This window comes from Nitrospira japonica (assembly GCF_900169565.1).
GTDB classification, from domain to species: Bacteria; Nitrospirota; Nitrospiria; order Nitrospirales; family Nitrospiraceae; genus Nitrospira_C; species Nitrospira_C japonica_A.
Map to the genome: position 1 here is coordinate 1,430,397 of NZ_LT828648.1, position 14,887 is coordinate 1,445,283.

Genomic DNA, 14,887 nt, shown 5'->3' on the forward strand with positions numbered 1-14,887 from the left:
TGAATGGTTAGGCCTAGAAGGAGGGGTGCTTCTTGGCCGCAATCTTGTGGGCTGGACGGCGGATACCGGCTGAAAGGCGTCCCGGTATCTCGTCCATGACCGTACGGCAGAGCAGGCCAAATTCCCGCGCCGCGAGGTTTTGATAGTGGCCGGTCTTGTAGGCCAAACCAACAGGATGGTGCGGAATCGGATCGTAAGCAGCATCTGGTGGACCAAGTATGTAGTGGAGCCGGAGGACTTTGCATCTACAAGGGGCGGGACATGAAAACGACACATGCAGGAATGAAGATCTCGGAAGCAGAATTCGGAGCGTTAATAGGGGATCTTGTGAAAGCGCTCACTTCATTCAATGCGCCGTCCCGTGAGCAACAGGAACTTCTCGCCGTTTTGGGCCCCATGAAAAAGGACATCGTCGAATATCCGTAGGATCGGAGAGAGAGTCCTGCAAGAGAACGCCGGTGTCAGGTAGTGATTAACAGAAGGGTTCCGATCTCGCGCAAACGGCCAAAGTAGGAGCGGCACTCGTCGTTGATCTCGATTTCGAGGGTGTCCAGTTCTGCCAGGCAGTCGCTTACGATGGCTCGCCGCTGTTCATCGAGATCTTCTTCGCCGTCGAGCACATAGACGACGCATCCGCTGATGACCGTGTCCAGTGTCATCAGCGGACCTTCTTGGCCCGTTTCGACATGGGGCCACTCATCGTTCTTATGCGCCTGCCACAGTTTGATCAGCATCTCTCGGTTCATGGGGTCCCCTGTCTCATAGTCCCATTCCCCCCAAGGCCGCGGCTCACGATCTTGACGGGCTATGACGATCTCATGGATACAGGCCTCGATGCTGATGCGCTTGAGCGACCTTGTCGATCCCGCTCATGAGGGCCGCCATGCGCATCGAGGTCCGTCTGGTTTCCGCGAATTGCAGGGTTCGTTGGAAGGCGGCTGTCATCAAGTCGTGCAGCCGTTCCTGGATATCCGATGCTTTCCAAAAGAACCGCTGGGCATCCTGTACCCATTCGAAATAGGACACGATCACGCCTCCAGAATTGGCCAAGATATCGGGAATGACGAAGATGCCCTTGTCCTGGACGATTCGATCTGCTTCCAGCGTGGTCGGACCATTGGCTCCTTCAGCCAGAATCTTGCAACGCAGCATTGAGGCATTTCGACCGGTAATTTGCTCGGACAACGCGGCCGGTACAAGCACGGTGCAGTCAAGCTGCAGAAGTTCCTCATTGGAAAGTGCATCACCCAGCTTCGTTTCACCCAAAGGCGTACCGGCTTCCTTGTACCGAGAGAGCAATAGGGGGATATCCAGGCCTTTTGGATTGTAGATGCCTCCGCCGACGTCGCTGACGGCAATTACCCGTGCGCCGCATTCCTGCATGATACGGGCCGTATGTGCCCCGACATTCCCGAATCCTTGAATGGCTACCGTGGCCTTCTGAATATCCAAGTCGAGATGTCGGAGGGCTTCGAGCGTCACGTAGACGACCCCACGTCCGGTCGCCTCCTCTCGTCCGAGGCTTCCGCCGATTGAAAGGGGTTTTCCCGTCACGACTCCCGGCACCGCATACCCCACCTGCTGGCTATAGGTGTCCATGATCCAGGCCATTACCTGCGCGTCGGTCCCTACGTCGGGCGCGGGTACGTCCTTGTCGGGACCGATGATGGGAAGAATTTCGGCGGCATAGCGACGCGTCAGGCGCTGCAGTTCGCCCGATGTCAATTGCTTGGGATTGACGGTGACTCCTCCCTTGGCTCCACCGTACGGCAAGTCGGCCAGCGCGCATTTCCACGTCATCCACATGGCGAGTGCCGCGACTTCGCCGAGGCTGACATCAGAATGGTACCGGATTCCTCCTTTTGACGGTCCCCTTGAGGTGTCATGCTGCACGCGGTAGCCCGTAAAGACTTGGACCCTGCCGTCGTCCATGCGAACAGGAATGCTGACGACTAGCGATCGCTGAGGATACTTGAGGCGCTCCCTCAAATTGGGATCCAAGCCCATGGCCTCCGCTGCCTGGTCGAATTGCGCGACGGCGAGACGGAAGGTCGGGGTATCAAGTTCATGCATGATGAGCGTGCTCCTCAGCGAATTCCGTGCCTCCGGACAAAGCCTCGAGGTCCCAGGTCAGCTTGAACGTAAGGGCGAACTGTTCTGCCACCTGCCGCGCGACCTGATGGATCGGAACCGATGAACGGCAGAGGGCGGCCATAGAAGTCGGTCGATAGGAGTTCAGCCCACAGGGAATAATGCGTGAAAAGGGCGTCATGTCCAAATCCACGTTCAGGGCAAATCCGTGCAACGTCACGCCGTGCTCCACCCGTACTCCGATGGAGGCGACTTTTGCGGTTCGTCCCTCGACGTTGACGAAAAGTCCGGGCGTCTTGCTGATACGATGGGCCTCGATCCCCCAATGGGCCAGGGTACGGCACAGGGTTTCTTCCAACAACCAGACGTATTGTTTAGGACCTGACGCGCTATGCGACAGTCGGATGACGGGGTAACCGACCAGCTGCCCGGGGCCGTGATAAGTCACGGACCCGCCGCGATTCGTGACTGCAACTTGAGCACCCGTTGCCCGAAGTGCGGACTCCCCTTGCGGAAGATGGGCAGGAAGGGTACGCCGTCCCAGCGTATAGACCGCATGATGCTGTAACAATAGCAACGTATCTGATCTTCGGTCGGCAACGCGTTCGGCATGGAGTTGCTGTTGGAGGAGCCACGCGTCGGCGTAATCACGAGGCTCGGCCACGATGAGCAGGCGGCCCGGTCTGGTCGCTTCTCGACGCGTCGACGGTTCGTTCACGGTGTGGTCCTAATCGGCGCCGGAGGCTTGGGAAGTTCCAGCGTGGCAGGGCCGCTCTTTCCATGCAATGTCAACTGGACGGTCGGCTGATCGCCCGAGCGTAGCAATGCGTGCCAGAAGTCTCCGGTGTTGAAGATCTGACGTTGATCGACGGCCGTGATGATATCGTGGTCTTGAAGCCCTCCGATCGCGGCCGGCTTGGTGCCGTCTACTTCAAGCGCCAGTACGCCACGGTCTCCGTCCAAGCCGAACGTCGCCATGATACTGGGGGTTACCGTCACAGGCACGAATCCCAGGTCGGGTCGGTAGATCGAGCCCCGCACGATCATAGACTGGATATGTGGGTAAATCGCATCCATTGAAATGGCATAGCTGATGGCCTGCGCCGACGGTGCGATCGCCACGTTGATTCCGATCACTCGACCTGACAGATCGACCAACGGACCCCCGCTGTTCCCGGGATTGATCGCTGCGTCGGTTTGGATCAGATCGTACAACGTCTCGCCATCCGGCGTCAGCACGGACCGATCGAGCGCGCTGACGACCCCGACCGTCACGGTCGAGCCGCCCTTGAGGGGATTGCCGATCGCCACGACTGACTCACCGATTTCCAATGTGGGCGAAGGGCTCAAGGCGGCGGGAACCAGATCCTGCGCGTTGATTTTCACGAGCGCAAGGTCGAGCAGGAAATCGCGTGCCACCACCCTCCCCGGCGTCATCCGACCCGTTGAGAGCCCGACGACGATGCTCTTTGAGCCGGTCACGAGATGGTTGTTGGTCAGAATGTAACCGCCCTCGTCGATAATGACACCGGAGCCGGATCCGGATTGTGATTGAGTCGGGGAGGCAGCTGGAGCGCCGCGCGTCAAAATCGTGACGACCGACGGTCTGACCTTGGCCACGACAGCTGGTACCGAAAGAGTCTTGTCAGAAGCTGAGACGGGAGCCGATCCCGGATCACCCCAAGAGGGCGAATTAGACATGACGCCGAACACGCAGAGGAGAAAGCATAGGCGGCAAGATTTGTGGAAGAGGGTCATGACGCGCATCATCTCCGGCGCTCATTCTGGCATAACCGCTCCCTCGAGTGAAGGCACGGACGAAAAAGGGGACGGGAAAGCTTCCCGTCCCCCCCAGGACCGTGATTACCCGATTGATGTATGGCGTACTACTGAATCGATGCAAACATCTCCTTGATGGCCGGAGTTTTCAACTTCTTAAGCGCCTTGGCTTCGATCTGTCGGATTCGCTCTCTGGTGACCGAAAGATTCTGACCCACCTGCTCAAGGGTCGATGGTTGATCATACCCGATGCCGAAACGCAGCCGGATGACGGTCTGCTCTCTCGGTGTCAGGGTGTTTAGAATCCGGTCCAGTTGATTCGCCATTTCCGTCCGATGGACGTGCGCATCTGGCGGTACTGCGTGTACATCCGGTAGCAGCTCGCCCAATTCGGTCGTCCCGTCCCCCACAGGATGTTCGAGCGCGATCGGTTCCTGAAACGCCTGAACGGTTTCATGAAGCCGCTCCGGCCTCATTCGGAGCACTTGCGCGATCTCTTCCAGTTTGGCCGGGCGACCCAGCTGCTGGCCGAGACGTCTGGTCACCCGCATGATGCGGTGCGATGCTTCAGTCTGGTGCACGGGAATCCGGATCGTCCGAGACTGATCGGCCAGCGCACGCGTAATGCCTTGCCGGATCCACCACGTTGCGTAGGTACTGAACTTGAAGCCTTTTCGATATTGGTAACGCTCGGCGGCCTTCATCAGGCCGATGTTGCCTTCCTGCACAAGGTCAAGCAACGTCAGCCCTCTACGTGTGTAATGTTTCGCCACATCCACGACCAGACGAAGATTGCATCGCACCAATTCGTCTTTGGCCGTTTCCAACACACTTCTGGCTTCACGGATGATTCCGAGCGACTGCTTGAGTTGCCGTACGACTCCGGCCGGAAATTTGGCTTGTCCGGAGGAATTTCTGATTAATGCCGCCAAGCACAATTCGGCTTTGTCTAACGCCGTGGCCGACAGACCGCTCAAACGACGCACCAGTTGCAACGTCTGGCAGGCCTCTATTACCGCATCCGAACGTCTTGCATGCGACAGGACCTTAATGATTGAACGGAGGGTGGTTCGAATAGATGCGGTTCCTTGATCGATGCGTTTAGCTAACGCGGTTTCCTCTTCCCTCGTCAACAACGCCCGCTCGCCGAACGATTGAAAGTACAGCGACTCCAGCATAAAAGGTCCATCGGTCGCCGCCTGGCGCCTGGACGGTTGCGCGGCATCACGAGATGTCCGTTCACCGGCCGAGTCGCGGCCGATCATATCGAGGAGATCACTGGCTTCCGGATTATCTGCGTCGGTATCCTTCTCGACCGGTGTGTTCTTTTCGGCTTCTTCGACGGGGAACAATTTGTCCTTCATATTGCCCTCCCTGCTCCTGACCTCCGCGTACCCTGATTCAGCACCGCGATCAATCTGACTAAGTAAGAGCCTCGTCTCTGCAAAACGATTCACACCGCACCACTTGTCTCAGGAGATCTACGGAGCAAGTCCTATGCTGGATTGTTCATGAGAAATTCATCGCGCGATCATGCTGAAAAGGCGAGTTTATTAGAGTCGCTTAATGAAAAAAACCTGTGTCGCCTGAGGCGATCCTGTAGGAATTCATCGGGTATCGAGGACACGTTGGTTGCGCATTCGCCACAGTGTACTGAAGCAGCGGAGCGACCGACGCGAGAACAAGCCGGTGCTGGCCGGCTAGGGATAGATGATGGATAAACGGTGGTGGCGCAGCTTTTCCTCATGCTGCTAGAATGGCCCCCCTATGATCACCCTATGTCACGGAGAACGGATTCATCTCGTGGATAAAAAGGGGCGGCACTACGCTCTGACGCTGAAGGCCGGGGAGACGTATCAGTTCAGCGGGCAGACCATTCCCCACGACGAACTCATCGGCAAGGCGGACGGGACATTGGTTACCCTCTCAGGCGGCAAGGCGATGTTGGCCCTGCGTCCCACCTTCGGCGAATACGTATTGAAGATGCCCCGCGGCGCACAGGTTCTCTACCCGAAAGATCTCGCGCTCATTACCATGTGGGCGGACATTTACCCGGGGGCCAGAGTGTTCGAGGCGGGAACCGGCTCGGGCGCCCTGACCATGGCACTCTTGCGCGCCGTGGGACATCGTGGGCTCGTCGTGACCTACGAGGCACGGGAAGATTTTTCCCGGACCGCCTTGATGAATATTGAACGATACATGGGCGTCGCGCCGAATCTCGTTCCGCTCCGTCGAAATGCCTATGAAGGCATCGATCTGCCGGAAGACCGGTTGCCGTTCGATCGCGTCGTGCTCGACTTGCCGGAGCCCTGGCAAGTGGTGAGCCATGCGGCCTCCGTGCTCCGTTCCGGAGGAATTTTTCTCAGCTTCGTCCCGACCGTCCCGCAGGTTCAGCGAACCGTCGAGGCATTGGAACGGGCCGCGGTATTCGGCATGCCGGAGACCTTCGAGACACTGTTGAGAACATGGTCTATTCAAGGCCGCAGTGTGCGACCCGATCATCGCATGGTCGCCCATTCCGGCTTTCTGACGGTGGCGAGAAAAGTCGACCCTGGCTTCTGTGGAGGCGCCGAGGTTCCGTGTCACGACGGGGTCGACCAAGACGAACGTGCTGATCACGAGGACGCTCCATGAGCCGAATGCTGGGCAAGGTGGCGATCATCACGGGGGGCAACGCGGGGATTGGCGAAGCCGTCGCCAAACGGGTGGCTGCGGAAGGCGGCCTCGTCGTGATCACCGGCCGGCGCCAGGCCGAATTGGATCGGGTCGTTCTCGACATTGAGTCGAAAGGCGGTCATGCCCTGGCCGTCGCCGGATCCGTCGCCGACGAGGCGCATGCTCGTGACACGGTCGCCACTGCGCTGAAGACCTTCGGTCGGATCGATGGGCTTGTCAACAATGCGGGTGTCGGCGATTTCGGAAAGCGCATTCATGAGACGGATGATGCGACGTGGGCGAACGTCATCGATGTAAATGTCACCGGCGTCCTGCGCATGACGAGGGCGGTCGTCCCGCACATGTTGAAGCAGGGGCGCGGATCGATCGTGAACATCTCTTCGATCGCCAGTGTCGTGGGGATTCCGGCCTTGCCGGCGTATGCCGCCTCCAAAGGCGCCGTTGATGCATTGACTCGGGCCATTGCCGTCGATTATGCGCAGGACGGCATTCGATGCAACGTCGTCAACCCGGGCCTGATCGACACGCCGATGGCGGCGCCGCTCATGGCCAATCCCGAACAGCTCGCCCCGATTCTGACGCATTATCTGCTCAAACGGCCTGGAAAACCCGAAGAAGTTGCATCGATGGTCCTCTATCTTCTCTCTGATGAAGCGGCGTGGGTTACGGGGGGAACCTACATGATCGATGGTGGGATGACTGCCTGGTAGGGGGGATGATGCGAGCCCTATACGCGGTGCTGCTGGGTCAACTTCGTTATGCGACATCGTGTATGGCCGTCGCAGGGGACGGGATGGGATTTCCGGGGACGGTGCTGACAGAGGATCACCCCAGGGAAAACTGGCCGTCCCTTGCTTTTCGAATCACCGGATAGCCATAGCCGCAGAAAGGCCCAAACGAAAATCGTGAACATCGATGCCCATACACAATTCTGCGGAGTAATCGGCAATCCGGTCGAACACTCCTTGTCGCCAGCGATCCACAACGCTGCCTTTCAACGGCTTGGGCTGAATTTCGTCTATCTCGCTTGGCGGGTCGAATCGATCGGGGACGCGATCCGAGGTCTTCGTGCGCTGGGGAATTTCCGTGGCGCGAGCGTCACGATTCCGCACAAGGTGGGAGTGATGCCGTTTCTGGACAACGTGGAGCCGGTCGCAGGCCATATCGGCGCGGTGAATACCATCGTGTCCGACAAGGAAGCGCTTGCCGGCTATAACACGGACGCCACGGGAGCCTTGCGTGCGCTTCGGGAGGGAGGCGCTCCGTTGAAAAATGAATCAGTGGCCGTCCTCGGTTCCGGAGGCGCGGCGCGCGCGATTACCTTCGCTCTTGCAGGACAGGCCGGAGTCGGGCGGATTCATCTCTTGGGGATTGAAGAACAAGAACGGGTCGCATTAGCGCGTGAATTGAGGGATAAGACAGCCGTGGACATTTTGGATGCGGTTCTGGAGGAGGCCGTCCTGCGACGGATCCTGCCTGAAGTACGAGTCCTCATCCATTGTACTCCGGTGGGAATGTCCCCGAAGGTCGGAGCAAGTTGTGTCCCGGCCGGGCTGTTGCATCGCGATCTTACCGTCATGGACATCGTGTATAACCCGCGACATACTCGACTGCTCACGGATGCCGCCGCCGCCGGCTGCCGCATCATTGCCGGACTGGAAATGTTTCTATACCAGGCTGCCGCGCAATTCGAGCTGTGGACCGGTCGACCCGCACCGATTGACGTGATGCGCGGGGTACTGGAATCGCACTTTTCATGAACATCGTGCTCATTGGATATCGAGGCGTGGGTAAGAGTTCCGTGGGTAAAATTCTCGCCTCGCAGTTGAAGCGAGAATTGATTTCCACGGACGCAGAAGTCATACGACGCGCGGGCCAAACGATACCCGCGATCGTGGAGCAACATGGATGGGAATATTTCCGTGAACGGGAATCCGACGTCTGCCGAGACCTCTCCGTCCGGGACAACCTCATCATCGATACCGGCGGCGGGGCCATTTTGCGACCGCACAATGTGGACGCCCTGAAGGCAAATGGGAAACTCTTTTGGCTCACGGCGTCAGTCGAATCGATTGCAGCTCGAATCGGCGGTGACACCCAGCGGCCTTCATTGACCGGTACCAAGTCTTTTGTCGAAGAAATCGAGGAAGTGCTCAGGGAGCGTACGCCAAAGTATCGGGCGGCAGCCGATTGTATCGTTACGACCGACGGCCAACTGATTGAGCAGGTGGTGGAACAGATTATCGGAGACGTCTGAATCCCGGAGACAGGCGAAGGCCACCATTCTTGACAACTTCTCCTTCGAGGTGGTTCAAATACCTATGTGCGCCCGTAGCTCAGTTGGATAGAGCGTCGGGCTTCGAACCCGCAGGTCGCAGGTTCAATTCCTGCCGGGCGCACCAAATGTTTCAAGCACTTCGACGCGCAGAACCTGCCACCCTAACCTCAAAACCCACAAATTGTCCGTGAAAGTGTCCGTGTCGATTTCTTCACCTCGTTCGCTCCTCACTCAGTGGACCCTTACGCTTCCGGCGATTGACATGCGGCGCTAATGGAAGGCCGTCGACCGCCTGTGCACGGATGTTAGGATTTCAGTGCGCAACTGGTTCACGGCCATGTCTTTTGAGATAACGGTGGCAGTGCCGGCCAATCGCAGGACCTGGCACGTCTCATCAGTCGCATAAGCGGAAATCCCGATAATGACGATGTGCGGAAAGATCTGCTTGATCTTCACCGTAGCCCTGATCCCATCCAATCGTGGCATGTTGATGTCCATCACCACGACGGATGGCTTGACTTGGGGCACTCGCAGGACGGCTTCTTCACCGTCACAGGCTTCGCTTACCACTTCCATGCCGGGATAGGCAATCAAGATACTGCGTAGCGACTCCCGCATTTCTTTGATGTCGTCGACGATGAGGACGCGAATGAGGCCTTGCGTATCGTGCCCCATTTACTTCCTTCCTGGGAGACGCAGAATGGCTATCTCGCCTCAACGCTATTCTGGGTCGGTAAGTGGTCCGAATGCTCGTCAATCCAGCGACGTGTCCGTTCCTATTCTCCGTAAGGAGTCGCGGGCATAAGGTTATGCTTTTCAGGCTTCGCCCGCTGCATGAAATCGGCATGACACCCGGAACAATAGGTATGGGTAAACGGGCTTCCGACGAGACTGACGCCATAGGTTTGTTCGTAGGCACGTCTAGTAACCCACCGATCAGGATCCTGGCTATGGGTCTTCTTACTTCGAAGCAACCCACACACGCAGCAGGTGGCAATCAGTGATGTCTCGGTGCGAAGCCCTCGGCGCTTGGTCTGTGTGGTTCCAGCGATCATTCCAGTGCTGTACATGCGCATCCTCCTATTGTGGTCATGGAACTGCGATGCATTCATTCACTAAGCGTAGCTGATCAATATAATGCGAGGCTCGGGAATCCCCCAGCTTGGTGCCCTGGTAGCCACGGTTTTAAAAAGGATAGATCCTAGTTCGAATTCACATGTTCCCCAGGTTCCCAGGAGCCGGCTGTACCCAACAAGCCTGCTGGTGTCCGTAAAGTCTTCGTGTCAATTTTTTCACACCGCTCACTCCTCACGCCCTCACATAGAAAACCTCACCCATCCCGGTTCAGATCTGTCCTCATCTACGGGCACAGAGCCAATGCGACTTCTGCACACAAACGACACGCGAAGGAGTTTCGATCTTAGGCAAGTGAGTGCGTGAGTGAACCCGAATCCGCTGGCTATCCAGCACGCCCATCAAGGCATCAAAGGCAGGGAGGCCAGACAATGGGGATCAGCGCCGGGTTTCCTGTGCGGCGAGGCGGATGGCGGCATGCAATTGTTCGACAATTTTCTCTTTTGGGACCACGGCAGAAGCTCCCACGGCCTGCATGGTGTCTCGCTGCTCATTTGCGTACGCTGACAAGCCAACAATGGCCATCCGAGGGAAGCGGGTTTTGATGTGGCGAGCCGCATCGATTCCGGTCATGCGTGGCAGATAGATATCCATCACAATGACGTCCGGTTGGAGTCGTGCCGCGAGACGAATCGCTTCCACGCCATCGTCTGCTTCCCCTAAAATCTCGATATCGCTCTGATTGGCGAGAACGCCGCGGATGGCGATTCGGGTCATGGCATGGTCATCGACAAGAAGGAGTCGAATCGAGCGGCCCGTGATGAACTGCATCTGTGGCTGTTCGCGTCCCATGTATCGTGCGGTACGTGTGGAATTGTTCGCAAGACTATCTACTATGAGTAATAGGCAAACTGAACCGAGACGGGGACTCGGAAAATCCCGTGTCCTAGATACCCTCTCTGTCGCATTTGCGTAGGACGGAGATTACATTCATTGCTGAGATTCCCTACTTGTCGGATTCGCCCACTTGATCGCTCTCCTGATCGTCAGGTCCAGTTCGTCGACGGACGTATAGCCTTTTAAGAGATAGGCTTGCGCCCCGTTCCACTTGGCTAAGTTCGAGAGCCTCGCCAATACGAGTTTTGTGAGCATGACGACAGGCACGATTGCTGTAGATGTCGGCGGACAGAGATGCATGAGCACCTCAAATCCAGAAAGGTCAGGCAATACCGCCTCCAACACCACGCAGTCGAAGGTGCGAGCCTGACACAGGTCCAGTGCAGACTGTCCATCTAACGCTTCAGTGATGACGTAGCCTGGAGACGCGATCTTGAGACCGGTGACCCAGTACGCTCGGCTCTCGGTATCCGGGTCGACAAAGAGGAGAGAAATCGGCGCGGAGCCATCCTCCGACATGGGAGCACCGCCTTTCTCCGCGACAACATGGGCCACTCACGCCCACCGATATCTGAACAAGCGCGGGCGAAATGCAGACGGCCGAGCCTGCAAATTAACCATGCGTTACACGTGCCATGTCAGACAGAAGACGTTAATCACGGATGATTTATCTAGTGGCAGTACCCTATCCATGCAGGCAAAACCCGGCTTGCCGGTGTCCGGAAGGTATTCGTATACTGGGGGCGACTGGGACATATGGCTCGCATGGGAACGGGGCAGAAGGGAATGCGAATTGGTGAGGTGAAGACGAGGCGCAATGCCATTTGAACGGTAATTCGTGGCTGACGCATCATAATTACGCAGCCGCATCGCTGCTCCTTGCGTCGCAAGACGGAACCAAGAACTTCCCCGAGGACGTTGGTTCTCACACATAGCCTTTTCCTGCAGTCCGCGCATTATAGGACTGAGTGGACGGGAACGCGCTCGTCGGTCGTCGGTAGGTTCAGTAGACGGACGGTATCGTTATGTTAAACAAAGACGCTCCTGCCCATATCAGTTCAGATCCTGTTCGCGCGATCGTTGAAATTCCTCAAAGCCCACAACATCCAAACAGTCGTGGCGTGAGACGTCTGGCGCTCTATGCGCTCTCATTCGGCCTGAGTTTGTTCGTGGCCGTCGTCTGCTCTGAGCTGATCTTGCGGAGCACAGGCCATAGGCCATGGACTTATGACACGTTGGACCGCAATGAGCCAAGGATGAATGAACCGGATCCTGAGTTGGGCTGGCATTCCAAGAGAGGGACTTATACGGTGCCCCCGTACGTACCAGCCGGGCAGTCCACCTCCGTGACCGTCCTGGACGGCGGCCGACGGGCCACTGGAACCACTGACCCTGGCGGCAGGCGAGAAATCGTATTCGTCGGGGACTCATTTACGTATGGTTTGGCGATTTCCGACCATGAAACGTATCCCTGGAAGCTGCAGCAGATGTTTCCGTCTTTCAAGGTCCTGAACTATGGGACGAGCGGATATGGAACGTATCAGTCGTTGTTGGTACTCGAACGCGAGCTTCCGTTGCTGACTTCCCCGGCGGTGGTGGTGTTCGGATTTTTCTTCCATCAAGAGGTCCGGAACGTGGCGACACCCGAATGGCTGCGTGGATTGTCACTCCATCAAAGGCGAGCCCATGTATATTTACCCTATGTGTCACTGGACAGCGACGGGACGCTCGTCAGGCACCTACCAGTCCGGTATCCGATCCTTCCGTTCATGGAACAGTCGGCGCTCATGACGTTTATGGTGGACCGCTATGTCCGGTTTACGGGAGAACGGCGAAGGGCACAGGGACGGCAGGTGATGGAACGTTTAGTCGTCGAGATGAAACATCTGTCCGAAAAACACGGAGCACGGTTTCTGGTCGCCATGCTCGACGGCCCCAAAGAGACGATGGCCTACTATACCGAACGGTTTCAGCATCATCAGATCGAGTTGGTGGACTGCAATTTTCCCTTGACCGACGACATGCGGGTTCCGGGTGAGGGCCATCCCAATGATCAGATGAATACACTGTGGGCTCACTGTATCCAACAGAAGCTCGTCAATGGCGTGCTCTCGTCTACCGAATCCCCGGTCCACTAACCCTCGCTTTTCAAAGGACATCGATAGTGCAGGTCGGAGAGGCCCGCATTTTCCTGCCGCCTAGAGTTTTTTCCAGCCCCCCTGCTTACAATGGTGCGCATCCAAAGGTCTTCCCAGTGAAGATTGCGACGATTCAAGGACGCATCGTATTGGCGATCGTATTGGTGGGAGCAATCCCGCTCTCTCCTATTGCCGGAACGGCTCTTTCCCCCTAGCCTCGTGACGATCGCATCCTCCAATTTCGATGATACGGTCGAATATCCTATCGATCAGCACAGCCTCGCCAAGCTTCAAGACCCACACTTAACTACAGAAGGATTCCAGCGCATCTACCACCAACTTACGTGGCCGCCGAAAGAAATCCAGCGACGATACTGAGCGAGTCCTGCGTCAATGCTGGTCTGTGTCGGCATCGGTGAAGGCGCCGATCTCAACTGTTCAGCCTACACCTCAATAGGGATTCTCAGTTTCCTGCCAGCTAGGGTGTTTCCCAGACTCCGTACAGCCTGTAACGAGATAATAATACGATTAGAAGAGCCGATCGCTTAGAAGATCGCGCACATAATCGTACCTTCTGCAAATAAGTCCCCCAAAAGCTGCATAGATTTTCGGGGGCCTCCGGAGGTATCTTGCATTGTACAAGCCGCAAGACGCTGGAGGTGGAAGCGTGGTAATCTATAAGCAGCATCAAAAAGCGATCAGACAGTACCGGCAGGCATGGACAAGACATTGCCCATGTTGCGGTAGGTGGCTAAGGAAGCAAGATCCGTTGGCTCCATGGACATGTGCATGTGGTTGGCATAGCTGATTGCGGCTTGTTCCCGAGATGAAGGAGGCATCATGCAACATTACTTCCTCCAAGATGTTCGTGCAGGGTTCTTTCTCATGGTCGGTTTTGCGATGCTCGCATTGATTTGTGCGGTGGCAGCTTTGAGTACGGTGATGCGCCCGGTTCGCTGGGCTGACCGTCGCGGGAGTCACTATTAAGTAGTCCAGTGCTAGATTCTCGTCTCCCATCCTCGTTTGCCAGCCTCCCTCAGACTCCTCCTTAAGCTGAAGCCTCATAGATCCTTCAACCCGTTGATCGTAAAAGTATTTGTCCTGTCCCCTCGCTCGTCCGGACCTCTTCAGAAGCCGGTGCTATAGTTGTTCTACGCGCAGTAATTCACCATATCGATGAGGGGATCTATGAATTGCAGAATGGGGACCATCGGCCGTGTTACGGCCATCTGTGCCGTGCTGATGACTAGCTCGGGCTGCGGAATAAAATGGCTACAATCGGATGGTGCCGAACAAGCCGAATCCCGGAATGGCCGGACGGATAGCGCGAATGGGGCAACCGATGGTTCAGGCCAATGGCAAGGACTTGGCGTCAATCCGAACTTCCCGGACATTGCACGGGAAAACCTGCATGGTGGCGAATTGAGCGGATTCTCCAGCAATCCCGCCGAAGAGCGGCTCGCCTCCGGATATGCCGCCTCTCCCAGAGCGTATGCCGGCATGAATGTTATGCAACATGCCGAATTGACGAAAGAAGAGAGAGCGGCGATCGACGCCGGGCTTCAGGACGTCTTTTTTGGCTACGATCAATGGACCCTTTCCGAAAACGGCATGGCCTCACTCAATCATGATGCAGCCTGGTTGAAACAACATCCCGGCGCGCTGCTGAAGGTCGAAGGGCACTGTGACGAAAGAGGAACCACCGACTATAACGTCGTGCTTGGCGACAAGCGTGCGAAGAGTGCCCGCATCCACTTGATTGAGTTGGGGGTGAATCCCAAACAGGTGGCGATTGTTTCGTATGGCAAAGAGCGCCCGTTTTGTCAGGACCACACGGAAACCTGCTATCAGCAGAATCGTCGAGGACACGTATTGCTGAAGCTAAAGAAGTAACTCCAGCAGCAGGCTGTTCCAGCGAACCTCGACGTCAAGTCTCGTAAAGGCGTCAAGGTTC

Annotated in this window: 17 protein-coding genes and 1 tRNA gene; 9 read left to right on the forward strand and 9 right to left on the reverse strand. The window is 56.8% G+C overall.

Annotation, left to right across the window (positions count from 1 at the left end; all coding sequences use genetic code 11):
• Positions 1-120 precede the first annotated feature (120 nt).
• Positions 121-426, forward strand: a complete 306-nt coding sequence (locus tag NSJP_RS06825) for a group I truncated hemoglobin (RefSeq protein ID WP_080886165.1) — start codon at positions 121-123, stop codon at positions 424-426.
• Between the two features lie 35 nt (positions 427-461).
• On the opposite strand, the gene NSJP_RS06830 is transcribed toward NSJP_RS06825, so the two are convergent.
• The 5 genes from NSJP_RS06830 to NSJP_RS06850 all read right to left on the reverse strand — a co-directional run bounded on the left by NSJP_RS06830 (position 462) and on the right by NSJP_RS06850 (position 5,234).
• Positions 462-734, reverse strand: a complete 273-nt coding sequence (locus NSJP_RS06830; protein WP_080886166.1) for a hypothetical protein — start codon at positions 732-734, stop codon at positions 462-464.
• Positions 735-816: 82 nt separating this feature from the next.
• The gene (locus NSJP_RS06835) at positions 817-2,073 is read right to left on the reverse strand and encodes a Glu/Leu/Phe/Val family dehydrogenase (protein WP_231989505.1); all 1,257 of its coding nucleotides are present in this window, start codon (positions 2,071-2,073) and stop codon (positions 817-819) included.
• Positions 2,066-2,809: a lipoyl(octanoyl) transferase LipB gene (gene lipB / locus NSJP_RS06840; RefSeq protein WP_080886168.1), complete on the reverse strand. Its 744-nt coding sequence runs from the start codon at positions 2,807-2,809 to the stop codon at positions 2,066-2,068. Before lipB ends, NSJP_RS06835 begins: the two co-directional genes overlap by 8 nt.
• Complete coding sequence (locus tag NSJP_RS06845) at positions 2,806-3,861, reverse strand: S1C family serine protease (RefSeq protein WP_080886169.1); 1,056 nt, start codon at positions 3,859-3,861, stop codon at positions 2,806-2,808. Before NSJP_RS06845 ends, lipB begins: the two co-directional genes overlap by 4 nt.
• A 116-nt stretch (positions 3,862-3,977) precedes the next feature.
• Positions 3,978-5,234, reverse strand: a complete 1,257-nt coding sequence (locus NSJP_RS06850; RefSeq protein ID WP_080886170.1) for an RNA polymerase sigma factor RpoD/SigA — start codon at positions 5,232-5,234, stop codon at positions 3,978-3,980.
• A 403-nt stretch (positions 5,235-5,637) separates the two neighbouring features.
• Between NSJP_RS06850 and NSJP_RS06855 the strand changes: the two genes are divergently transcribed.
• The 5 genes from NSJP_RS06855 to NSJP_RS06875 all read left to right on the forward strand — a co-directional run bounded on the left by NSJP_RS06855 (position 5,638) and on the right by NSJP_RS06875 (position 8,948).
• On the forward strand, positions 5,638-6,504 hold the full coding sequence (locus tag NSJP_RS06855; protein ID WP_080886171.1) for a tRNA (adenine-N1)-methyltransferase: 867 nt from the start codon (positions 5,638-5,640) through the stop codon (positions 6,502-6,504).
• Positions 6,501-7,256, forward strand: coding sequence for an SDR family NAD(P)-dependent oxidoreductase (locus tag NSJP_RS06860; RefSeq protein ID WP_080886172.1), 756 nt, complete (start codon positions 6,501-6,503; stop codon positions 7,254-7,256). Before NSJP_RS06855 ends, NSJP_RS06860 begins: the two co-directional genes overlap by 4 nt.
• Before the next feature lie 195 nt (positions 7,257-7,451).
• On the forward strand, positions 7,452-8,306 hold the full coding sequence (locus NSJP_RS06865) for a shikimate dehydrogenase (RefSeq protein WP_080888529.1): 855 nt from the start codon (positions 7,452-7,454) through the stop codon (positions 8,304-8,306).
• On the forward strand, positions 8,303-8,803 hold the full coding sequence (locus NSJP_RS06870) for a shikimate kinase (protein ID WP_080886173.1): 501 nt from the start codon (positions 8,303-8,305) through the stop codon (positions 8,801-8,803). The genes NSJP_RS06865 and NSJP_RS06870 overlap by 4 nt, the downstream gene beginning before the upstream one ends.
• A 68-nt stretch (positions 8,804-8,871) precedes the next feature.
• Positions 8,872-8,948, forward strand: a tRNA-Arg gene (locus NSJP_RS06875).
• A 146-nt stretch (positions 8,949-9,094) separates the two neighbouring features.
• Here the strand turns inward: NSJP_RS06875 and NSJP_RS06880 are convergent.
• The 4 genes from NSJP_RS06880 to NSJP_RS06890 form a co-directional block, all read right to left on the reverse strand.
• On the reverse strand, positions 9,095-9,499 hold the full coding sequence (locus NSJP_RS06880) for a response regulator (protein ID WP_080886174.1): 405 nt from the start codon (positions 9,497-9,499) through the stop codon (positions 9,095-9,097).
• Between the two features lie 101 nt (positions 9,500-9,600).
• On the reverse strand, positions 9,601-9,894 hold the full coding sequence (locus tag NSJP_RS19195; RefSeq protein ID WP_155969958.1) for a hypothetical protein: 294 nt from the start codon (positions 9,892-9,894) through the stop codon (positions 9,601-9,603).
• 442 nt (positions 9,895-10,336) lie between these two features.
• Positions 10,337-10,729 (reverse strand): response regulator, encoded by a 393-nt coding sequence (locus NSJP_RS06885; protein WP_172834212.1) that lies wholly within the window; start codon positions 10,727-10,729, stop codon positions 10,337-10,339.
• Between the two features lie 159 nt (positions 10,730-10,888).
• Positions 10,889-11,314 (reverse strand): response regulator transcription factor, encoded by a 426-nt coding sequence (locus NSJP_RS06890; protein ID WP_080886176.1) that lies wholly within the window; start codon positions 11,312-11,314, stop codon positions 10,889-10,891.
• 737 nt (positions 11,315-12,051) lie between these two features.
• Between NSJP_RS06890 and NSJP_RS06895 the strand changes: the two genes are divergently transcribed.
• The 3 genes from NSJP_RS06895 to NSJP_RS06900 all read left to right on the forward strand — a co-directional run bounded on the left by NSJP_RS06895 (position 12,052) and on the right by NSJP_RS06900 (position 14,826).
• The gene (locus tag NSJP_RS06895; protein WP_080886177.1) at positions 12,052-12,933 is read left to right on the forward strand and encodes an SGNH/GDSL hydrolase family protein; all 882 of its coding nucleotides are present in this window, start codon (positions 12,052-12,054) and stop codon (positions 12,931-12,933) included.
• A gap of 840 nt (positions 12,934-13,773) precedes the next feature.
• Positions 13,774-13,920 carry a hypothetical protein gene (locus NSJP_RS19200; RefSeq protein WP_155969960.1) on the forward strand — a complete coding sequence of 49 codons (147 nt, stop codon included), beginning with the start codon at positions 13,774-13,776 and terminating at the stop codon, positions 13,918-13,920.
• Positions 13,921-14,133: 213 nt separating this feature from the next.
• Complete coding sequence (locus NSJP_RS06900; RefSeq protein ID WP_172834213.1) at positions 14,134-14,826, forward strand: OmpA family protein; 693 nt, start codon at positions 14,134-14,136, stop codon at positions 14,824-14,826.
• Positions 14,827-14,887: the final 61 nt, after the last annotated feature.